Genomic DNA, 19,578 nt, shown 5'->3' with positions numbered 1-19,578 from the left:
GCAGCCCATCGCGACACAAGGCCGCTCCCACAACGGTACGGTGTACACCGATCAATGTGGGAGCGGCCTTGCGTCGCGAAAGGGCCGCAAAGCGGCCCCAAAATCCATCAGGCAGAAACCGGTTCAAACGCCCCACGCCGCTGGGTCAACACCACCAGCCCCGCAGCCCCCGCCGCCATCAGCCACAGCAGCGCGTGCCCGCTGACCCACTGGCTCCCCGCCCCCGCCAACAGTGGCCCGAGCAGGCAACCAATACCCCACAGCTGCGCAACATGGGCGTTGGCCCGCACCAGCGCGTCATCCCGGTAGCGCTCGCCAATCAGTACCAGCGACAAGGTGAACAAGCCCCCTGCGCTGGCCCCGAACAATACCCACAACGGCCAGATCACCGGGGTATGCAGCATGAGTGGAATCGCCAGGCTGGACACCAGCAGGGTCACCGCGCAGCCGGTGAACAGGGTGCGGCGCGACATATGGTCGGCCAACGCCCCGATGGGCAGTTGCAACACCGCATCACCCACCACCACGGTACTGACCATGAACAGGGCAATCTCGGTGGTAAAGCCCTGCTGCAGGCAATACACCGGCAGCAAAGTCAGGATCATCGCCTCGAACGAAGCGAACAGGGCAATGGCCCAGGCGATCACCGGCAAACGACGGCAAAAACGAAACAGGTCGCCGAAGGTCACGTTGCACGCTTCCGTGCTCGGTGCACCGCCTCGCCCCAGCAGGATCAGCGGCGCGACCAGCAGCAGGCCCGTCGCAGCCCAGAAACCGAAATCGTCATCAGAGCCGAGAAAGCCCAGTACCAGTGGCCCGGCCAGTTGGCTCAACGCGTAGCTGCTACCGTACAGCGCCACCAGGCGACCACGCCATTGCTCGACCACCAGCTGGTTGATCCAGCTTTCGCCCAGGATGAACACCACGGTCAGGGACATGCCGATCATCAGCCGCAGCAGCAGCCACAGCGGGTAGCTAGGCAACAGGGCCAGCAGGCCCATCGATAGCGCCCCACCCCACAGGCACAGGCGCATCGCAGAAGGTACGCCAACCCAGCCGGCCAGGCGGCTGGCCAGGCTGGCACCGGCCAGCACACCCAGCGCCGGCATCGCCGCCATCACGCCGATGGCAAAGCTGCCGTAGCCCCAAGCCTCCAGGCGCAGGGACACCAGCGGCATGCTCACGCCGAGCGCCAGCCCGACACTCAGCACCGATGCCAGTACGGCGAAGTAGGTACCCCAACGCATTGCAGCCTCCCAGGCAGAATTCGTGAACAGCAAAAACGACGAAGCCGGGTCAGCGTGAGCCGACCCGGCTATTGTTAGGGCTGCTGTGCAGCCCATCGCCGGCAAGCCGGGCTCCCACAGGTATAACGGAGGCCTTGAGGGCTGCGAAGAACCTGTGGGAGCTGGCTTGCCGGCGATTGGGCCGCAACGCGGCCCCCTGGAGTTACAGCTTGATCCAGGTCGCCTTCAGCTCGGTGTATTTCTCCAGCGCATGCAGCGACTTGTCACGGCCGTTGCCCGACTGCTTGAAGCCACCGAACGGTGCGGTCATGTCGCCACCGTCGTACTGGTTGACCCAGACGCTGCCAGCGCGCACGGCACGGGCGGTCTTGTGGGCCTTGGAAATGTCCGACGTCCAGATGCCAGCCGCCAGGCCATAGGGCGTGTCGTTGGCAATGGCGATGGCTTCTTCGGCAGTGTCGAAGGCAATCACCGACAGCACTGGGCCGAAGATCTCTTCCTGGGCGATGCGCATGGCGTTGGTCACGCCGTCGAAGATGGTCGGCTCGACATACGTGCCGCCAGTCTCTTCCAGGGTGCGCTTGCCGCCGGCCAGCAGCTTGGCGCCGTCCTTGTGGCCAGCCTCGATGTACGACAGCACGGTGTTCATCTGCTGGGTGTCGACCAGGGCACCGACCGTGGTCTGTGGGTCCAGCGGGTTGCCTGGCTTCCAGCCTTTCAGGGCTTCGACCACCATTGGCAGGAACTTGTCCTTGATCGAACGCTCGACCAGCAGGCGCGAGCCTGCGGTGCACACTTCGCCTTGGTTGAAGGCGATGGCGCTGGCAGCGGCCTCGGCGGCAGCTTGCAGGTCCGGCGCGTCGGCAAAGACGATGTTCGGGCTCTTGCCGCCGGCTTCCAGCCAGATGCGTTTCATGTTCGATTCGCCCGCGTACACCATCAGCTGCTTGGCGATCTTGGTCGAGCCGGTGAACACCAGGGTATCAACGTCCATGTGCAGGGCCAGGGCCTTGCCTACGGTGTGGCCGTAGCCTGGCAGCACGTTCAGCACGCCAGCCGGGATACCGGCTTCAATGGCCAGCTGAGCGATGCGGATGGCGGTCAGCGGGGATTTTTCGGACGGCTTGAGCACCACCGAGTTACCGGTGGCCAACGCCGGGCCGAGTTTCCAGCAGGCCATCAGCAGCGGGAAGTTCCACGGTACGATTGCACCCACCACACCCACGGGTTCGCGGGTCACCAGGCCGAGCTGGTCGTGCGGGGTCGGGGCAACTTCGTCGTAGACCTTGTCGATGGCTTCGGCAGTCCAGTGAATGGCCTGGGCCGCACCCGGGATGTCGATGCTGGAGGAGTCGCCGATCGGCTTGCCCATGTCCAGGGTTTCCAGCAGCGCCAGCTCTTCAACGTTCTTGCGAAGCAGGTCGGCAAAGCGGATCAGCTTGGCCTTGCGCTTGGCCGGGGCCAGTTGCGACCACACGCCGGCGTTGAAGGTGGCGCGGGCGTTTTCCACAGCGCGGTTGGCATCGGCCAGGTCGCAGCTGGCAACCTTGGCCAGGAAGCGTCCGTCGACCGGGCTCAGGCACTCGAAGGTTTCACCGGATGCGGCATCGGTGTATTCGCCGTTGATGAAGGCGCGGCCTTCAATCTTCAGTTGCTGGGCACGCTGTTCCCAGTCCGCACGGGTCAGGGTAGTCATACGAAACTCCTCCTCTTGTTTAGGTGCAACGCCGCACTGAGGACTCACAGGCGTTGTCAGAATTCTGGCCGGGCGACGAGCGCACACTGGCAAGCGATACCCTAAACCAGCCGGTGTAAACTATCAATATATTTGACACGAAAGGCTCAAACGCCTACTGATGTTCATTTTATTAAACAAAAACAGGAGCCGCACCATGAGAATCGACAGCATCATCGACTTCGCGCAGATCATCACCGAGGCCGAACGCTACCGCCCGGCGGCGGAAAAAATCCTCAAGGGCGAGCCAGACCAAGCGGTCTATAACCACTACTCCAGCCCTTGCGGGCAGTTTGCCGCAGGCGTTTGGGAAGGTGAGGTGGGGCAGTGGACGGTGAACTACACCGAGCACGAGTACTGCGAGATCGTCCAGGGCGTTTCGGTGCTGCGCGACCAGGACGGCGGGGCCAAGACCCTGCGGGCCGGTGATCGGTTTGTCATCCCTGCCGGGTTCAAGGGCACTTGGGAAGTGCTCGAGCCTTGCCGCAAGATCTATGTGATGTTCGAGCAGAAGTAAGGCACCGGACAGGCATAAAAAAACCCGCGTCCTCTCGGATGCGGGTTTTTTTCAGGTCGCCGATCAATTACTTGATCTTGGCTTCCTTGTACACCACGTGCTTGCGAACAACCGGATCATATTTCTTGATCTCGATTTTGTCCGGGGTGGTGCGCTTGTTCTTGTCGGTGGTGTAGAAGTGGCCGGTACCGGCACTCGAAACCAGACGGATCAATTCACGCATGATGCTCTCCCTTAAACCTTGGCGCCAGCTTTACGGATGTCAACCAGAACGGCGTCGATGCCGCGCTTGTCGATGATACGCATGCCCTTGGCGGAAACGCGCAGACGCACGAAACGCTTCTCGGATTCAACCCAGAAACGGTGGTGCTGCAGGTTCGGCAGGAAACGACGACGGGTTTTGTTGTTTGCGTGGGAAATGTTGTTCCCGGTTACTGGACCCTTACCAGTAACTTGACAGACTCTCGACATGACTCAGCCCTCTAAAACCACATGCCCAACCCGGCATGGGTTGGCCGCTTAATCTCTCAGTCTTTGGCGCCTGGGCGCCGTGATTCTGGAGGTCTTATCGACCGGATCCGCTTATGCGACAGGCCGAGCCCCTAGAAAAGAGCGCTGCTTTATACCAGAAAGACTTGGCTGCAACAACAGTAGATACACATTGCCGCACGCCAGAACGCGCCGGGCCAGCATAGCGGCAGGCCCCGTCGGCCGTCGACCACTCGTCGCCACATTTGTAAAAAAGGGTGTGGTCATTTACCGACGGGCGCACTAGGGTAGGCTTTTTCCAGACTGCACTGGCAGATGGGCCACTGACAGCCAAGGAGCCACCATGCGTGCTGCCGCCCTTTCCTTATTGTTCAACTCCCTGTTCGCCGCCGGCGCGCTGTTCGCTGCCGGTGCAGCCCAGGCCGCGCCGCTGAGCGTTTGCAGCGAAGCCAGCCCTGAGGGCTTCGACGTGGTGCAGTACAACTCACTGACCACCACCAACGCCACGGCCGACGTGCTGATGAACCGCCTGGTGGAGTTCGACGCCGCGCAAGGCAAGGTGGTGCCGAGCCTGGCAACCAGCTGGACGGTGTCAGCCGACGGCCTGGTGTATGACTTTACCCTGCGCGATGACGTGAAATTCCACACCACCGCCTATTTCAAGCCAAGCCGCGCGCTGAACGCCGACGATGTGCTGTTCAGCTTCCAGCGCATGCTCTACCCCGCCCATGCCTGGCACAAGACTGCACCGGGTGGCTACCCACATGCCCAGTCGCTGCAGCTGGGCAGCCTGATCAAGGCTATCGAGGCGCCAGCGCCGAACACCGTGCGTTTTACCCTCAGCCACCCGGACGCCACGTTCCTGGCCACGCTGAGCATGGGCTTCGCCTCGATCTACTCTGCCGAATATGCAGACAAGCTGCTGAAGGCGGGCACGCCCGAGAAGCTCAACAACCAGCCGATCGGCACCGGGCCGTTCGTGTTCCAGCGTTTCCAGAAGGACGCCGTGGTACGTTACCGCGCCAACCCTGACTACTTCGCCGGCAAGCCCGCGGTCGACCCGCTGATCTTCGCCATTACCACCGATGCCAACGTGCGCCTGCAAAAGCTCAAGCGTGGCGAGTGCCAGGTGGCCTTGTCACCCAAGCCCCTGGACATTGCCGAGGCCGGCAAGGACGGCAGCCTCAAGGTGGCCACTACCCCGGCGTTCATGACAGCCTTCGTCGCCATCAACAGCCAGCACCCACCGCTGGACAAGCCGGAAGTACGCCAGGCCATCAACCTGGCCTTCGACAAACAGGCCTACCTCAAGGCCGTGTTCGAAGGCTCCGCAGTGGCCGCCAATGGCCCCTACCCGCCCAACACCTGGAGCTATGCCAAGGACCTGCCTGGCTACCCGCTGGACGTGAAGAAAGCCAAGGCCCTGCTGACCAAGGTCGGCCTGAGCGATGGTTTCAGCACCACCATCTGGACCCGCCCGTCGGGCAGCCTGCTCAACCCAAACCCCAGCCTTGGCGCGCAGATGCTGCAGGCCGACCTGGCCAAGATCGGGGTCAAGGCAGAGATCCGCGTGATCGAATGGGGCGAGCTGATCCGCCGCGCCAAAGCCGGTGAGCATGACCTGCTGTTCATGGGCTGGGCGGGTGACAACGGCGACCCGGACAACTTCCTCAGCCCGCAGTTTTCCTGTGCTGCGGTCGAGTCGGGGACCAACTTTGCCCGCTTCTGCGACAACCGCCTGGACCAGCTGATCAGCGCCGGGCGCACCACCAACGACCAGAGCGTGCGTAGCCGGTTGTATCAGCAGGCGCAGACCTTGATTCAGCAGCAGGCGCTGTGGGTACCACTGGCGCACCCGACGGCGGCGACGCTGTTGCGCCAAGGGGTTGAGGGGTACCAGGTGAGCCCGTTCGGGCGGCTGGATTTCAGCAAGGTGTCGGTTACCAAGTAAGCCTGCACCGACCTCTTCGCGGGACAAGCCCGCTCCCACAAGGTCTGCGCTGCCCTCCAATATGGCGGCGAATCTGTGGGAGCGGGCTTGTCCCGCGAAGAGGCCGGCACATGCACACCTCTAAGCGACAATCCACCCCTGCTCAACCATCGATAAGGGCTCCCCGTCACCGATGATGATGTGATCCAGCACCCGCACATCGATCAGCCCCAGCCCCCGCTTCAACGACAGGGTCAAATGCACGTCATCCTGGCTCGGCTCACTGTTCCCCGAAGGATGGTTGTGACACAGGATCAAAGCCGCCGCGTTATGCAGCAACGCCCGCCGCACCACCTCCCGCGGGTAGACACTCGCCCGATCTATCGTGCCCCTGAACAGGATTTCAAACGCCAGCGGCCTGTGCTTGGTATCCAGAAACAGGCACCCGAACACCTCACTGGCCTCATGTCGCAGCATCGCTTTCAAATAGCGCCGCACCGTTTCCGGGCTGTCCATGGCAGATTCCCGCTCAATCGATGTCGCCAGGTGTCTGCGCCCTATTTCCAGCAGCGCCTGCAACTGGCTGTACCTCACCGGGCCCAGCCCAAGCTCGCCGACGAAGGCCTCGCGGTCGGCCTCCAACAACCGGCGCAAGCTCCCGAACTTCACCAGCAGGCCTCGCGACAGCTCCACCACATTACGCCCGCGCACACCTGAACCGAGAAATACAGCCAGCAACTCCGTATCGGTCAGGCTGCCAGCGCCACGCTGCAGCAACTTCTCCCGCGGCCTTTCTTCAGCTGGCCATTCCCTGATATTCATACCCGCCCCCTGCCCTTGCTGCGGCCCATTTCGACCCTGTGTTAATCTATTTCGCCTCGTACATGCGACGTACTGCCGCAGGCAATCTCAAACGTCGCCGCCCGCTCTCACTGGAAAAAGGCAAGCCTATGCAGCGGCTGTATCGCAAGCGCATCGTTCTCGGCGTGGGTGGCGGCATTGCCGCCTACAAAAGCGCCGAGCTGATTCGCCGTCTCCTGGAGCACGGCGCGCAGGTGCGCGTCGTCATGACCCGTGGTGGTGCCGAGTTCATCACCCCGCTGACCCTGCAGGCGCTGTCGGGCCACCCGGTGCACATGGACCTGCTCGACCCTGCCGCCGAAGCGGCAATGGGCCATATCGAACTGGCCAAGTGGGCCGACCTGGTACTGATCGCCCCGGCCACGGCCGACCTCATGGCGCGCATGGCCCAAGGCATGGCCGACGACCTGCTGACCACCTTGGTGCTGGCCACCGACGCCACCGTCGCCGTCGCCCCGGCCATGAACCAGGCGATGTGGCGCGACCCGGCTACCCAGGCCAACCTCGAACTGCTCAAGAGCCGTGGCATCCAGGTGTTCGGCCCGGCGTCCGGCAGCCAGGCCTGTGGCGACGTGGGCCTGGGCCGCATGCTCGAAGCCACCGACCTGGCCTGGTGCGCCGCAGAAAGCTTCAAGCGCCAGGCACTGACCGGCAAGCACGTGCTGATCACCGCCGGCCCGACCCAGGAAAACATCGACCCGGTGCGCTACATCACCAATCATAGCTCCGGCAAGATGGGCTTCGCCCTGGCCGAAGCAGCCGCCGAAGCCGGGGCTCGGGTCACCCTCGTCACGGGCCCTGTGCACCTGCCAACGCCCGACCGGGTCAGCCGCATCGACGTGGTCAGCGCGCGGGACATGCTCGCGGCCTGTGAAGCGGCCATGCCGTGTGACCTGTTCATCGCCTCGGCCGCGGTCGCGGACTACCGCCCGGAAGTCGTTGCCACGCAAAAGCTGAAGAAAGATCCTACGACCGGCGACGGCATGCTGCTGCAGATGGTGCGCAATCCCGATATCCTTGCCACCATTGCTGGCCGCAGCGACCGCCCGTTCAGCGTCGGCTTCGCCGCCGAAACCGAACACCTGCTCGATTACGCCACGCGCAAGCTCAAGGACAAGAACCTCGACCTGATCGTCGCCAATGATGTGGCCAACCCCAGCATCGGCTTCAACAGCGAAGAAAACGCCTTGACCGTGATCGACCGCCAGCAGCACCAGACCCTCTTCGCGCAGACCAGCAAAGGCAAGATCGCCCGGCAACTGGTCGCCTTCATCGCCGATCGGCTCAACCAGGTTCAATAAGTTACATGCACGCTCTTCAAGCCAAGATTCTCGACCCACGCCTGGGCAGCGAATTCCCGCTGCCGACCTACGCCACCCCCGGCTCCGCCGGCCTGGACCTGCGCGCCCTGCTCAAGGAGGACACCGTCCTCGAGCCAGGCCAGACCCTGCTGATTCCTACCGGCCTGTCGATCTACATTGGCGACCCGGGGCTGGCCGCGGTGATCCTGCCGCGCTCGGGCCTGGGCCATAAGCACGGCATCGTGCTGGGCAACCTGGTCGGCCTGATCGACTCGGACTACCAGGGCGAGCTGATGGTGTCGTGCTGGAACCGTGGCAACACGCCGTTCACCATCGCCGTTGGCGAACGTATCGCCCAGCTGGTGTTGGTGCCGGTGGTGCAGGCCCATTTCGACATCGTCGAAGCGTTCGATGAAAGCCAGCGTGGCGCTGGTGGCTTTGGTCACTCCGGCAGCCACTGAGCCGGCAGATGACCGTTCAGGCCAAGGATGGCGAACTCTCTGGCGAAAGCACCGTCCAAGCGTCAGTTTGCGCCTGCCCAGACCTTTGATTATTGGAGCTACCAGAGATGAACGACATGGCCCACCTGGTCCCCGCCGCGCTACCAGACAGCATTTTCCGCGCCTATGACATTCGTGGCGTGGTCGGCAAAACCCTTCACGCCGAAACCGCCTACTGGATCGGCCGCGCCATCGGCGCGCAAAGCCTGGCCCAGGGCGAACCGCAGGTTTCGGTAGGCCGCGATGGCCGCCTGTCGGGCCCGATGCTGGTCGAACAGCTGATCAAAGGCCTGGTCGATGCCGGGTGCCAGGTCAGCGACATCGGCCTGGTGCCCACCCCGGCGCTGTACTACGCGGCCAATGTGCTGGCCGGCAAGTCGGGCGTGATGCTGACCGGCAGCCACAACCCGTCGGACTACAACGGTTTCAAGATCGTCATTGCCGGCGACACCCTGGCCAACGAACAGATCCAGGCCCTGCTGACCCGCCTTAAAACCAACGACCTGACCCTGGCCGAAGGCCGCGTGGAAAAGGTTGAGATCCTGGACCGCTATTTCCAGCAAATCGTCAGCGACGTGAAGCTGGCCAGGAAGCTCAAAGTGGTGGTGGACTGTGGCAACGGCGCCGCCGGCGTGGTCGCACCGCAGCTGATCGAAGCCCTGGGCTGCGAAGTGATCCCGTTGTTCTGCGAGGTCGACGGCAACTTCCCCAACCACCACCCGGACCCGGGCAAGCCGGAAAACCTCGAAGACCTGATCGCCAAGGTCAAGGAAACCGGCGCCGACATCGGCCTGGCCTTCGACGGTGACGGCGACCGCGTCGGCGTGGTGACCAACACCGGCAGCATCGTCTACCCGGACCGCCTGCTGATGCTGTTTGCCCAGGACGTGCTGGCGCGCAACCCCGGCGCCGAAATCATCTTCGACGTCAAATGCACCCGTCGCCTGACCCCGCTGATCGAACAGCATGGCGGCCGCGCACTGATGTGGAAGACCGGCCATTCGTTGATCAAGAAGAAGATGAAACAGACCGGCTCGCTGCTGGCCGGCGAAATGAGCGGTCACATCTTCATCAAGGAACGCTGGTACGGTTTTGACGACGGCATCTACAGCGCTGCGCGCCTGCTGGAGATCCTCAGCAAGGCCGGACAGAGCGCCGAAAACCTGTTTGCCGCCTTCCCTAACGATATTTCCACGCCGGAAATCAATATTGATGTGACCGACGAGGGTAAATTCAGCATCATTGATGCACTGCAACGCGACGCCGATTGGGGCGAAGCCAGCCTGACCACCATCGATGGTGTGCGGGTTGACTATACCCACGGCTGGGGCCTGGTCCGCGCCTCCAACACCACCCCGGTGCTGGTGCTGCGCTTCGAGGCCGACAGCGACGCCGAATTGCAACGTATCAAGGATGTATTCCGTACCCAGTTGCTGCGGGTTGAGCCTGAGCTGCAACTGCCGTTCTGACCGACTATCTGTTCCTTACAGGAGCCCTGCATGACCCTCGATCGCGATGCCGCTTCCCATGTAGCCGAGGTTTTGTCCGAAGCACTGCCTTACATCCGCCGCTTTGTCGGCAAGACCCTGGTGATCAAGTACGGCGGCAACGCGATGGAAAGCGAGGAGCTGAAAACAGGCTTCGCCCGTGACATCGTGCTGATGAAGGCTGTGGGCATCAACCCGGTGGTGGTCCACGGTGGTGGCCCGCAGATCGGCGACCTGCTCAAGCGCCTGTCGATCGAAAGCCACTTCATCGACGGCATGCGCGTCACCGACTCGGCGACCATGGACGTGGTGGAGATGGTGCTGGGTGGCCAGGTCAACAAGGACATCGTCAACCTGATCAACCGCCACGGCGGCAGCGCCATCGGCCTGACCGGCAAGGACGCGGAACTGATCCGCGCCCGCAAGCTGACCGTCAGCCGCCAGACGCCCGAGATGACCACCCCGGAAATCATCGACATCGGCCACGTGGGCGAAGTGGTAAGCGTGAACACCGACCTGCTGAACATGCTGGTGAAGGGTGACTTCATCCCGGTGATCGCGCCGATCGGCGTGGGCGCCAACGGTGAGTCGTACAACATCAACGCCGACCTGGTGGCTGGCAAGGTAGCCGAGGCGCTGAAGGCCGAGAAGCTGATGCTGCTGACCAACATCGCCGGCCTGATGGACAAACAGGGCCAGGTACTGACCGGCCTGACCACCGAGCAGGTCAACGAACTGATCGCCGACGGCACCATCTACGGCGGCATGCTGCCGAAGATCAAGTGCGCGCTGGATGCGGTGCAGGGTGGCGTGAACAGCTCGCACATCATCGACGGCCGCGTACCGAACGCGGTGCTGCTGGAAATCTTCACCGACAGCGGCGTGGGTACCCTCATTACCAACCGCAAGCCGCGCTGAGTGATTGGCTAGCCTGCACCGGCCTCTTCGCGGGTAAACCCGCTCCCACAGGGGATAGCACCGCCTTTGAGGGCTGTGGAGATCCTGTGGGAGCGGGTTCACCCGCGAAAGGGCCGGAACAGGTGACACAAAAAAGGCGACCTTCATGTGAAGGTCGCCTTTTTCATTTCCAGGCCAGGATCAGATCCCGTACTGCGCCCGGTAAGCCTCGACAGCCGGCAGGTGCTGCTTGAGCTGCGGGTCATCGGCCAAGAACTCCAGCACCTGGGTCAGCGAAACGATGCTGACCACCGGGATACCGAAGTCGCGTTCCACTTCCTGGATCGCCGACAGTTCGCCATTGCCACGCTCTTCGCGGTTCAGCGCGATCAGCACGCCAGCGGCCTTGGCCTGCTGGGCGTTGATGATCTGCATGACCTCGCGGATGGCGGTACCGGCGGTGATCACGTCGTCGATGATCAGTACATCACCGGCCAGCGGCGCACCAACCAGGCTGCCGCCTTCGCCGTGGTCCTTGGCTTCCTTGCGGTTGAAGCACCATGGCACATCGAGCTGATGCTGATCAGCGAGGGCCACGGCGGTGGTCGCCGCCAAAGGGATACCCTTGTAGGCCGGGCCGAACAGCACATCGAACGGGATCTTGCTGTCGACGATGGCTGCGGCATAGCACCGCCCCAGCTCGGCCAATGCAGAACCGGTGTTGAACAGGCCGGCATTGAAGAAATACGGGCTGGTACGCCCCGATTTCAGGGTGAATTCACCGAAACGCAGTACCCCGCGATCGATGGCAAAACGGATAAAGTCGCGCTGATACGGCTGCATGAATAGTCCCGGACACCACGGATTTAGCTAAATGGGTTGAGCTCGGGTATCATACACGCACGAGATTTTTGGGGCCATTTATGCGGATCATCAGTGTGAACGTTAATGGCATTCAGGCTGCGGCCGAGCGTGGTTTGCTCAGCTGGCTACAAGCCCAGAATGCCGACGTCATCTGCCTTCAGGATACCCGCGCCTCGGCCTTTGAACTCGATGACCCAGCTTTCCAGCTCGATGGCTATTTCCTTTATGCCTGCGACGCGGAGGTGCCTGCCCAAGGTGGTGTGGCCCTTTACTCGCGCATGCAGCCCAAGGCAGTCATCACCGGCCTGGGCTTCGAGACAGCCGACCGCTACGGGCGTTACCTGCAAGCAGATTTCGACAAAGTCAGTATTGCCAGCCTGCTGCTGCCTTCGGGCATGAACGGCGACGAAGACTTGAACCAGAAGTTCAAGTTGATGGACGACTTCGCCAAGTACCTGGACAAACAGCGTCGCAAGCGTCGCGAATACATCTATTGCGGCTCGTTCTACGTGGCGCAGCAGAAGCTCGACATCAAAAACTGGCGTGACAGCCAGCAGTCGCCGGGCTTCCTGGCGCCGGAACGCGCCTGGATGGATGCGATCACCGGCGAGATGGGTTACGTCGATGCCCTGCGTGAAGTCAGCCGTGAAGGTGACCAGTACAGCTGGTGGCCAGACAACGAGCAGGCCGAGATGCTCAACCTGGGCTATCGGTTCGACTACCAGATCCTCACCCCGGGCCTGCGCCGCTTCGTGCGCAACGCCCGCCTGCCGCGTCAGCCGCGCTTCTCCCAGCATGCGCCGCTTATCGTGGATTATGACTGGACGTTGACCATCTGAGTGCCAGGGCTGCTGCGCAGCCCATTCGCGGGACAAGCCCGCTCCCACAGGATTCATGCATGGCTGGAAAGCTGCACAAAGCTTGTGGGAGCGGGCTACGGCTGCTGCGCAGCCCATTCGCGGGACAAGCCCGCTCCCACAGGATTCATGCATGGCTGGAAAGCTGTACAAAGCTTGTGGGAGCATGCCAGGGCTGCTGCGCAGCCCATTCGCGGGGCAAGCCCGCTCCCACAGGATTCATGCATGGCTGGAAAGCTGTAAAAATCTTGTGGGAGCATGCCAGGGCTGCTGCGCAGCCCATTTGCGGGGCAAGCCCGCTCCCACAGGATTCATGCATGGCTGGAAAGCTGCACAAATCTTGTGGGAGCGGGCTTGTCCCGCGAATGGGCCGCGCAGCGGCCCCAAACAGTCAGTCAGCCAGAGCCGCCTGCTGCAGCTCAAAGATATCGTTCATGCCCTTCTGCGCCAGCGCCAGCATGGCGTTGAAGTCTTCCGGCTGGAACGGCGCGCCTTCAGCGGTGCCCTGCACTTCGATGAAGCCACCGGCGCTGGTCATCACCACGTTCAGGTCGGTTTCGGCAGCGGAGTCTTCCGGGTAATCCAGGTCGAGCACGGCTTCGCCCTGGTACATGCCTACCGACACGGCAGCAATCATGTGCTTGAGCGGGTTGCCGCCCTTAAGGCCACCGCGCTTCTTGATTACCGCCAGGGCGTCGCACAGGGCGACCATGGCACCGGTGATGGACGCGGTACGGGTGCCGCCATCGGCCTGGATCACGTCGCAGTCGACATACAGGGTGATGTCACCCAGCTTGCTCATGTCCAGCGCAGCGCGCAGCGAACGGCCGATCAGGCGCTGGATTTCCAGGGTGCGGCCACCCTGCTTGCCACGGCTGGCTTCGCGCTGGTTACGCTCGCCGGTGGAACGCGGCAGCATGCCGTACTCTGCGGTGAGCCAGCCTTGGCCCTGGCCTTTGAGGAAGCGCGGCACACCGTTTTCCACGCTGACCGTGCAAATGACCTTGGTGTCACCGAACTCGACCAGTACCGACCCTTCGGCGTGCTTGGTGTAGTTGCGGGTGATGCGGATCGAGCGGAGCTGATCGGCGGCGCGACCACTTGGACGTTTCATCTGGGATACCTGTACTGGGACTTTGAATCTGCCGAGCATTATAGAGCCCGCAGCGCGGGGAAGACATGCCTATTGTCGCGCCCGACACAGCCCGTCGCCTTTTCCGACTGCCGTGGCCACCCCTCTGTAACATGGGTGGATTGGGCGCCGAGGCCCCACTGCGCTACAATCCTGCGCCTTGCAGCCGAGAGGCTCCCACCGTTCATACATCTACGCGAGGTACTCCCCATGGTGCACAGCATGACCGCTTTTGCTCGTGTCGAGCGCGCCGGCAGCCAAGGCACCCTGATCTGGGAGCTGCGCTCGGTCAACCACCGTTACCTGGAACCCCACCTGCGCTTGCCCGAGGCCCTGCGCGACCTCGAAGGCGCCGTGCGCGAAGGCCTGCGCCAGGGCCTTTCACGGGGCAAGGTGGAATGCACCCTGCGCCTCAATGAAGACAGCAACGGCAAGCCGCTGAAGGTAGACCACGAGCGCGCCGCACAGCTTGTCGCCGCCGCCGAGGAAGTGGCCGGCCTGATCAAGCAGCCGGCACCGCTGAACCCGCTGGAAGTGCTGTCGTGGCCAGGCGTGCTGGTGGCAGACACCAGCGACCCACAGGCGCTGAACGCCGAGGCCATGGCACTGTTCGACGAAGCCCTGGCCGAACTCAAGGCCGGACGCCAGCGCGAAGGCCAGGAACTGGCCCGGCTGATCAACGAGCGCCTGGACAACATGACCAGCGAAGTCACCACCCTGCGCGCCCTGGTGCCGCAGATGCTGGCGGCGCAGCGGCAGAAGATTCTCGACCGTTTCGGCGACATGCAGGCCGAACTCGACCCGCAGCGCCTGGAGCAGGAGATGGTGCTGCTGGCCCAGAAGAGCGACGTGGCCGAGGAGCTCGACCGCCTCAGCACCCACGTCACCGAAGTGCGTCGGGTGCTCAAGGGTGGCGGCGCCGCCGGCCGGCGCCTGGACTTCCTGATGCAGGAACTCAACCGCGAAGCCAACACCCTCGGCTCCAAGGCCTTCGACCCACGCAGTACGCAAGCGGCGGTCAACCTGAAGGTATTGATCGAACAGATGCGTGAACAAGTACAGAACATCGAGTAAGGCCACCCCGACCATGAACCACAGCAGCGGCACCCTCTACATCGTTTCGGCCCCTTCGGGCGCCGGCAAGACCAGCCTGGTAACGGCCCTGACCAAGGACGACCAGCAAATCCGCGTCTCGGTCTCGCACACCACCCGCGCCATGCGCCCGGGCGAGGAGCACGGAGTGAACTACCACTTCGTTGTCCATGAGGAGTTCAAGGCGCTGATCCAGCAAGGCGACTTCCTGGAGCATGCAGAAGTGTTCGGCAACTTCTATGGCACCTCGCGCAGTGCACTGCAGCACACCCTGGACCAGGGCTATGACCTGATCCTGGAAATCGACTGGCAAGGCGCCCAGCAGGTGCGCAAGTTGATGCCGCAGGCATTGTCGGTGTTCATCCTGCCGCCAAGCCAGGAAGCCCTTCGTCAGCGCCTGGACGGCCGTGGGCAGGACAGCGAAGAGATCATCGCTGGGCGCATGAAGGAAGCGGTGAGCGAGATGGTGCACTACGACGAGTATGACTACGTGATCATCAACGATGATTTCGACGTCGCGCTGGAAGATTTGAAGTCGGTGTTCCGTTCTAATCGCCTGGTGCTGAAGAAACAGCAGCAGCGCCACGGGGCCTTGCTGAAACAGTTGGTTGGCTGAAAACGATGGGGCCGCTTTGCGGCCCATTCGCGGGACAAGCCCGCTCCCACAGGACAATCGCTGCCTTCAATGTCGGCGCAGTATTTGTGGGAGCGGGCTTGTCCCGCGAATGGGCTGCAGAGCAGCCCCTTCCAGTCATTCCTGCAGCGGCAGGGTAGCCTGCTGACGCAGGGTAGCCCCCAGGAAGTAAGCCGGCGCGCGCATGCGCGACAGCATCATCAGCCCGATGCCGAGCACCGAGATGATCGCGGCAATCACGAACACCAGCCCCAGCCCGCCCACATGCGAGCCACTGCCGAAGTCCGGCGAGGCGCTGTCGATGGCGGTGCGCGCGAAAATCACCGACAAGATCACCCCACCTGTCAACGGGCACAGGCCGCGCATGATGAAGTGGCGCAGGCTGTCAAACAGGCTGTCGCGGAAATACCAGACGCAGGCGAACGCGGTCAGGGAATAGTAGAAGCAGATCATCATGCCCAACGCGGTGATGGTATCCGCCAGCACGTTCTCGCTCAGGGTACGCATGGTCACGTAGAACAGGCCTGCTGCCAGGCCAGCGCAAATGGTGGCGTAGCGTGGGGTCTGCGAACGCGGGCAGACGCTGGCAAACTTCTGCGGTACCGCACCGTAGTAACCCATGGCCAACAGAGTCCGCGCCGGCGCCACGAAGGTGGACTGCAGCGACGCCGCGGTGCTGGCCAGCACGGCGATGGACATCAGGATTGCCAGCGGCCCCATGACCGGGCCGGCCAGGTGGGCGAAGACGTTCTCCTGGATGCGTGGGTTGTTAAGGCCCAGCCCGGTTTCGCTGATACCGGCAAACTGCAGAGTGGCGATAGCGGTGAACAGGTACAGCCCGAGGATCAACATAACGGTCCAGGTGGCAGCCTTGCCCGGCACCTCTTCGCTGCCCACCGACTCTTCGCTGACGGTCAGGCACGTGTCCCAGCCCCAGAAAATGAAGATAGACAGCGACAGCCCGGCAGCAAAGGCCGAGAACGACTCGACACCGAACGGGTTGAACCAGGCGAAATCGAACGCCAGCGGTGGCGGCGCAGTGGTGCCGCCGAAGGCGGCGAAGGCAAAGCCGATCAGCACCAGCAACTGCAGGGCCACCAGGCCGTACTGCACGGTCATGGTGGTGGCGATGCCACGACAGCAGATCCACACGGCCAGGCCGATGAACACGCAACAGGTGCTGATGTTGATCAACAGATTGTCGGCCAATGCTGCCAGCTCATGCTTGCCGGTGATCTGGCCAAGGAACAGGTAAAAGAAGTCGACGGCTACACCCGCCAGGTTCGACAGCACGATGGTGGTGGCGACCACCAGCCCCCAGCCGCCGATCCACCCGATCATCGGGCCAAAGGCACGCGCCGACCAGGTAAACGAAGTACCGCTGTCCGGCTCTGCCGAGTTCAGCTCGCGGTAGCCCAGGGCCACCAGCAGCATCGGCAGGAAGCCGACGATGAACACCGCTGGCAGGTGGGCACCCACCTCGCGCACGGTCGGGCCGAGGGCGCCCGTCAGGGTGTAGACCGGGGCGATGGTGGAAATGCCCAGCACCACGCTGGCCAGCAGGCCCAAGCGGCCTTTGGCCAAGCCCTTGCCGCGCTGGGTGTTGCCTGCGTCGGCCGCCACATCGGGTGGGCGGCCGGCTTCTGTATAATTGCTCATGAGTATTTGCCGTAAATTTTGGAATTGTTTTCGCAGGCCTTGCGCACAAGGCCTGCTTTCACTCATTGAAAGCTTGCTGCCGGGGACCGGTCATCCGAGACCTTCGGCTGACGTCAGACTGTTTCCTGCCGTGCGCCCTCCCGTGCTGCGTAGGCAATGCAGGCCTCGCGAAACGCCTGAAACAGGCGCAGCGAAACCGGGTTTTCGGTGAAGCGCCATTCCGGGTGCCACTGCACGCCGAGCACAAAGCCCGGCGCTGCGGGCATGGACACCGCTTCGATCAGGCCATCCGGGGCCCGCGCCTCGACACGCAGGCCGGGCGCCAGGCGTTCGATGCCTTGACTGTGCAGCGAGTTGACCTCGAACTGCTCAGCCAGCCCCAGGCGCTCGAACAACCCGCCTGGCTCGATGCCGACAAGGTGACGAGCGCCGTATTGCACCTCCAGGGGTGCGTCCTCAGGTTCGCGGTGGTCAAGGTAACCGGGCAATTCCTGCACGCGCTGGTGCAGGCTGCCACCCAACGCCACATTCAGTTCCTGATAACCACGGCAGATGCAGAACACCGGCACACCAGCGGCAATTGCCGCCTGCAGCAGCGGCAGGGTCAGGCGATCGCGCGCCAGATCGTGCCGGGTACCCGCCGCGCTAGGGGCGCCATTGTAATGATGCGGTTCGATATTTGAAGGCGAGCCGGTAAAAACAATGCCGTGCAGACGGGCCAGCAGCGCCTGCGTGTCACTGCCGCCGTCACGGGCCGGCAAGATCAGCGGCAAACCGGCAAAGCCGGCCGCCTCGACATACTTGTCGCCTACTGTATGCGACGAGTTCTTCCCCACCTGCTGGCGGCAGGCGCTGACACCGATCAGGGGGACCGCATTTGCGCTCATGGGCTTACACCGTGTGCAGGTACCAGTTGTACTCAAGGTCGGAGATCGACACTTCGAACTCGGCCAGTTCGCTTTCCTTGCAGGCCACGAAGATATCGATGTAGTCCGGGCTGATGTATTGGTTGAGGACTTCGCTGTCGTCCAGCGCGCGCAGGGCATCACGCAGGTTGTTCGGCAGGCTCTGTTCCAGTTGCTCGTAGGAGTTGCCTTCGATCGGCGCATCCGGCTCGACCTTGTTGGTCAGGCCGTGGTGCACGCCGGCAAGGACTGCCGCAAGCATCAGGTACGGGTTGGCGTCGGCGCCGGCCACGCGGTGTTCCAGGCGCACGTTGTCGCTGCTGTCGGTAGGTACGCGCACGGCCACGGTGCGGTTGTCCAGGCCCCAGCTCGGCGCATTGGGCACATAGAACTGCGCACCGAAGCGGCGGTAGGAGTTGATGTTCGGGCAGAGGAAGGCCATCGATGCCGGCATCGTCTCCAGCACACCACCAATGGCGTGGCGCAACGTGTCGCTTTGCAGCGGGTCATCGCTTGAGAAGATGTTCTTGCCGGTTTTCTTGTCCAGCAACGAAATATGCACGTGCAGGCCGTTGCCTGCCTGGCCCGGGTAGGGCTTGGCCATGAAGGTGGTGTCCATTTCATGGTCGTAGGCCACGTTCTTGATCAGCCGCTTGAGCAGGATCGCGTAGTCGCAGGCCTTCAGCGGGTCAGCCACGTGGTGCAGGTTGACCTCGAACTGCGCCGGGGCGCTTTCCTTGACGATGGCATCGGCAGGCAGGCCCTGCTCCTTGGCCGCTTCGAGCATGTCCTGCAGGCAGTCGGCGTATTCGTCGAGGTCGTCGATCAGGTACACCTGGGTCGACTGCGGACGCTTGCCGGAAATGGGCGAGCGCGGCGGCTGCGGGCGGCCGTTGAGGTTGTCCTGATCAATCAGGTAGAACTCCAGCTCGAACGCAGCACAAATCGTAAGGCCCAGGTCGTCGAACTTGCTCACCACCTGACGCAGCACTTCACGCGGGTCGGCAAAGAACGGCGCGCCTTCGATCTCGTGCATGGTCATCAGCAGCTGGGCGGTGGGGCGTTTCTGCCATGGCTCGTCCGACAGTGTGCCGGGGATCGGGAAGCAGATGCGGTCGGCATCGCCAATGTCCAGGCCAAGGCCGGTGCTTTCGACCGTGGAACCGTTGATGTCCAGGGCGAACAGCGAAGCCGGCAGGTTGATGCCTTTCTCGTACACCTTGTGCAGGCTGGCCCGCTCGATGCGCTTGCCACGTACCACGCCATTCATGTCGGAGATCAGCAGGTCGACGTACTGTGTGTCCGGATGGGCCTGGAGGAAGTCATTCATCTCGCTGGAAGAACTGGCGCACGGGGTTACCGACGTCATGGTGTACATCCTTTGATGTGCTGCGGCGATGTGGGGATACGGCTGGCGCCTCACGGGCGACGATGGTTGCAGCTGTTGTTTTTTTCACTTTCCCATCGTGGG

Annotated in this window: 18 protein-coding genes and 1 pseudogene; 9 read left to right on the top strand and 10 right to left on the bottom strand. The window is 62.8% G+C overall.

Annotated features, from left to right (window positions below):
• Window positions 1-107: 107 nt before the first annotated feature.
• Window positions 108-1,247: an MFS transporter gene (locus J3A71_RS00590; protein WP_209953610.1), complete on the bottom strand. Its 1,140-nt coding sequence runs from the start codon at window positions 1,245-1,247 to the stop codon at window positions 108-110.
• A gap of 202 nt (window positions 1,248-1,449) precedes the next feature.
• Window positions 1,450-2,943 (bottom strand): aldehyde dehydrogenase, encoded by a 1,494-nt coding sequence (locus J3A71_RS00585; RefSeq protein ID WP_016489812.1) that lies wholly within the window; start codon window positions 2,941-2,943, stop codon window positions 1,450-1,452.
• 196 nt (window positions 2,944-3,139) lie between these two features.
• Between J3A71_RS00585 and J3A71_RS00580 the strand changes: the two genes are divergently transcribed.
• Complete coding sequence (locus tag J3A71_RS00580) at window positions 3,140-3,499, top strand: cupin domain-containing protein (protein WP_016489813.1); 360 nt, start codon at window positions 3,140-3,142, stop codon at window positions 3,497-3,499.
• A 67-nt stretch (window positions 3,500-3,566) separates the two neighbouring features.
• Here the strand turns inward: J3A71_RS00580 and rpmG are convergent, their stop codons facing one another.
• Window positions 3,567-3,722 (bottom strand): 50S ribosomal protein L33, encoded by a 156-nt coding sequence (rpmG, locus tag J3A71_RS00575; RefSeq protein WP_003253507.1) that lies wholly within the window; start codon window positions 3,720-3,722, stop codon window positions 3,567-3,569.
• An 11-nt stretch (window positions 3,723-3,733) separates the two neighbouring features.
• A complete protein-coding gene (gene rpmB, locus J3A71_RS00570; protein ID WP_003253504.1) occupies window positions 3,734-3,970 on the bottom strand; it encodes a 50S ribosomal protein L28 in 237 nt (78 codons plus the stop codon).
• 361 nt (window positions 3,971-4,331) lie between these two features.
• Between rpmB and J3A71_RS00565 the strand changes: the two genes are divergently transcribed.
• On the top strand, window positions 4,332-5,939 hold the full coding sequence (locus J3A71_RS00565) for an ABC transporter substrate-binding protein (RefSeq protein ID WP_016489814.1): 1,608 nt from the start codon (window positions 4,332-4,334) through the stop codon (window positions 5,937-5,939).
• 120 nt (window positions 5,940-6,059) lie between these two features.
• Here the strand turns inward: J3A71_RS00565 and radC are convergent, their stop codons facing one another.
• A complete protein-coding gene (gene radC / locus J3A71_RS00560) occupies window positions 6,060-6,740 on the bottom strand; it encodes a DNA repair protein RadC (RefSeq protein ID WP_023048208.1) in 681 nt (226 codons plus the stop codon).
• A gap of 128 nt (window positions 6,741-6,868) precedes the next feature.
• On the opposite strand from radC, the gene coaBC reads away from it, so the two are divergent.
• The 4 genes and pseudogenes from coaBC (at window position 6,869) to argB (ending at window position 10,985) form a co-directional block, all read left to right on the top strand.
• A complete protein-coding gene (gene coaBC / locus J3A71_RS00555) occupies window positions 6,869-8,080 on the top strand; it encodes a bifunctional phosphopantothenoylcysteine decarboxylase/phosphopantothenate--cysteine ligase CoaBC (protein ID WP_016489816.1) in 1,212 nt (403 codons plus the stop codon).
• A 5-nt stretch (window positions 8,081-8,085) separates the two neighbouring features.
• Complete coding sequence (dut, locus tag J3A71_RS00550; protein ID WP_016712700.1) at window positions 8,086-8,541, top strand: dUTP diphosphatase; 456 nt, start codon at window positions 8,086-8,088, stop codon at window positions 8,539-8,541.
• A gap of 140 nt (window positions 8,542-8,681) precedes the next feature.
• Window positions 8,682-10,049, top strand: a pseudogene (locus J3A71_RS00545) (phosphomannomutase/phosphoglucomutase); the annotation flags it as partial.
• A gap of 30 nt (window positions 10,050-10,079) precedes the next feature.
• Window positions 10,080-10,985, top strand: a complete 906-nt coding sequence (gene argB, locus J3A71_RS00540; RefSeq protein ID WP_004575216.1) for an acetylglutamate kinase — start codon at window positions 10,080-10,082, stop codon at window positions 10,983-10,985.
• 180 nt (window positions 10,986-11,165) lie between these two features.
• Here argB and pyrE read toward each other — a convergent pair whose 3' ends face one another.
• Complete coding sequence (gene pyrE / locus J3A71_RS00535; protein WP_003253405.1) at window positions 11,166-11,807, bottom strand: orotate phosphoribosyltransferase; 642 nt, start codon at window positions 11,805-11,807, stop codon at window positions 11,166-11,168.
• Between the two features lie 80 nt (window positions 11,808-11,887).
• Between pyrE and J3A71_RS00530 the strand changes: the two genes are divergently transcribed.
• A complete protein-coding gene (locus J3A71_RS00530) occupies window positions 11,888-12,667 on the top strand; it encodes an exodeoxyribonuclease III (protein ID WP_003253401.1) in 780 nt (259 codons plus the stop codon).
• Between the two features lie 409 nt (window positions 12,668-13,076).
• On the opposite strand, the gene rph is transcribed toward J3A71_RS00530, so the two are convergent.
• Window positions 13,077-13,799, bottom strand: coding sequence for a ribonuclease PH (gene rph / locus J3A71_RS00525; RefSeq protein WP_016489819.1), 723 nt, complete (start codon window positions 13,797-13,799; stop codon window positions 13,077-13,079).
• Between the two features lie 228 nt (window positions 13,800-14,027).
• Here rph and J3A71_RS00520 point away from each other — a divergent pair, with 228 nt between their 5' ends.
• Window positions 14,028-14,891 (top strand): YicC/YloC family endoribonuclease, encoded by an 864-nt coding sequence (locus J3A71_RS00520; RefSeq protein ID WP_095116238.1) that lies wholly within the window; start codon window positions 14,028-14,030, stop codon window positions 14,889-14,891.
• A 13-nt stretch (window positions 14,892-14,904) separates the two neighbouring features.
• Window positions 14,905-15,525 (top strand): guanylate kinase, encoded by a 621-nt coding sequence (gene gmk, locus J3A71_RS00515; RefSeq protein WP_016489821.1) that lies wholly within the window; start codon window positions 14,905-14,907, stop codon window positions 15,523-15,525.
• A gap of 135 nt (window positions 15,526-15,660) precedes the next feature.
• Here the strand turns inward: gmk and J3A71_RS00510 are convergent, their stop codons facing one another.
• The 3 genes from J3A71_RS00510 to J3A71_RS00500 all read right to left on the bottom strand — a co-directional run bounded on the left by J3A71_RS00510 (window position 15,661) and on the right by J3A71_RS00500 (window position 19,476).
• Window positions 15,661-17,202 carry an APC family permease gene (locus J3A71_RS00510; RefSeq protein WP_016489822.1) on the bottom strand — a complete coding sequence of 514 codons (1,542 nt, stop codon included), beginning with the start codon at window positions 17,200-17,202 and terminating at the stop codon, window positions 15,661-15,663.
• A 113-nt stretch (window positions 17,203-17,315) separates the two neighbouring features.
• Complete coding sequence (locus tag J3A71_RS00505; protein ID WP_023046965.1) at window positions 17,316-18,089, bottom strand: gamma-glutamyl-gamma-aminobutyrate hydrolase family protein; 774 nt, start codon at window positions 18,087-18,089, stop codon at window positions 17,316-17,318.
• Between the two features lie 4 nt (window positions 18,090-18,093).
• The gene (locus tag J3A71_RS00500; RefSeq protein WP_016489824.1) at window positions 18,094-19,476 is read right to left on the bottom strand and encodes a glutamine synthetase family protein; all 1,383 of its coding nucleotides are present in this window, start codon (window positions 19,474-19,476) and stop codon (window positions 18,094-18,096) included.
• Window positions 19,477-19,578: the final 102 nt, after the last annotated feature.

Origin of the sequence: Pseudomonas sp. PvP089 (genome assembly GCF_017875165.1) — a bacterium.
GTDB classification, from domain to species: Bacteria; Pseudomonadota; Gammaproteobacteria; order Pseudomonadales; family Pseudomonadaceae; genus Aquipseudomonas; species Aquipseudomonas fortuita.
Note: the sequence above shows the minus strand (reverse complement) of the source record. Positions and strands in the feature narration are given on the sequence as shown.

Excerpts from the sequence above, each read along its gene's own strand:
- J3A71_RS00590 (WP_209953610.1), bottom strand. The coding sequence starts at position 1,247 with ATGCGTTGGGGTACCTACTTCGCCGTACTGGCATCGGTGCTGAGTGTC.
- J3A71_RS00585 (WP_016489812.1), bottom strand. The coding sequence starts at position 2,943 with ATGACTACCCTGACCCGTGCGGACTGGGAACAGCGTGCCCAGCAACTG.
- J3A71_RS00580 (WP_016489813.1), top strand. The coding sequence starts at position 3,140 with ATGAGAATCGACAGCATCATCGACTTCGCGCAGATCATCACCGAGGCC.
- rpmG (WP_003253507.1), bottom strand. The coding sequence starts at position 3,722 with ATGCGTGAATTGATCCGTCTGGTTTCGAGTGCCGGTACCGGCCACTTC.
- rpmB (WP_003253504.1), bottom strand. The coding sequence starts at position 3,970 with ATGTCGAGAGTCTGTCAAGTTACTGGTAAGGGTCCAGTAACCGGGAAC.
- J3A71_RS00565 (WP_016489814.1), top strand. The coding sequence starts at position 4,332 with ATGCGTGCTGCCGCCCTTTCCTTATTGTTCAACTCCCTGTTCGCCGCC.
- radC (WP_023048208.1), bottom strand. The coding sequence starts at position 6,740 with ATGAATATCAGGGAATGGCCAGCTGAAGAAAGGCCGCGGGAGAAGTTG.
- coaBC (WP_016489816.1), top strand. The coding sequence starts at position 6,869 with ATGCAGCGGCTGTATCGCAAGCGCATCGTTCTCGGCGTGGGTGGCGGC.
- dut (WP_016712700.1), top strand. The coding sequence starts at position 8,086 with ATGCACGCTCTTCAAGCCAAGATTCTCGACCCACGCCTGGGCAGCGAA.
- argB (WP_004575216.1), top strand. The coding sequence starts at position 10,080 with ATGACCCTCGATCGCGATGCCGCTTCCCATGTAGCCGAGGTTTTGTCC.
- pyrE (WP_003253405.1), bottom strand. The coding sequence starts at position 11,807 with ATGCAGCCGTATCAGCGCGACTTTATCCGTTTTGCCATCGATCGCGGG.
- J3A71_RS00530 (WP_003253401.1), top strand. The coding sequence starts at position 11,888 with ATGCGGATCATCAGTGTGAACGTTAATGGCATTCAGGCTGCGGCCGAG.
- rph (WP_016489819.1), bottom strand. The coding sequence starts at position 13,799 with ATGAAACGTCCAAGTGGTCGCGCCGCCGATCAGCTCCGCTCGATCCGC.
- J3A71_RS00520 (WP_095116238.1), top strand. The coding sequence starts at position 14,028 with ATGGTGCACAGCATGACCGCTTTTGCTCGTGTCGAGCGCGCCGGCAGC.
- gmk (WP_016489821.1), top strand. The coding sequence starts at position 14,905 with ATGAACCACAGCAGCGGCACCCTCTACATCGTTTCGGCCCCTTCGGGC.
- J3A71_RS00510 (WP_016489822.1), bottom strand. The coding sequence starts at position 17,202 with ATGAGCAATTATACAGAAGCCGGCCGCCCACCCGATGTGGCGGCCGAC.
- J3A71_RS00505 (WP_023046965.1), bottom strand. The coding sequence starts at position 18,089 with ATGAGCGCAAATGCGGTCCCCCTGATCGGTGTCAGCGCCTGCCGCCAG.
- J3A71_RS00500 (WP_016489824.1), bottom strand. The coding sequence starts at position 19,476 with ATGACGTCGGTAACCCCGTGCGCCAGTTCTTCCAGCGAGATGAATGAC.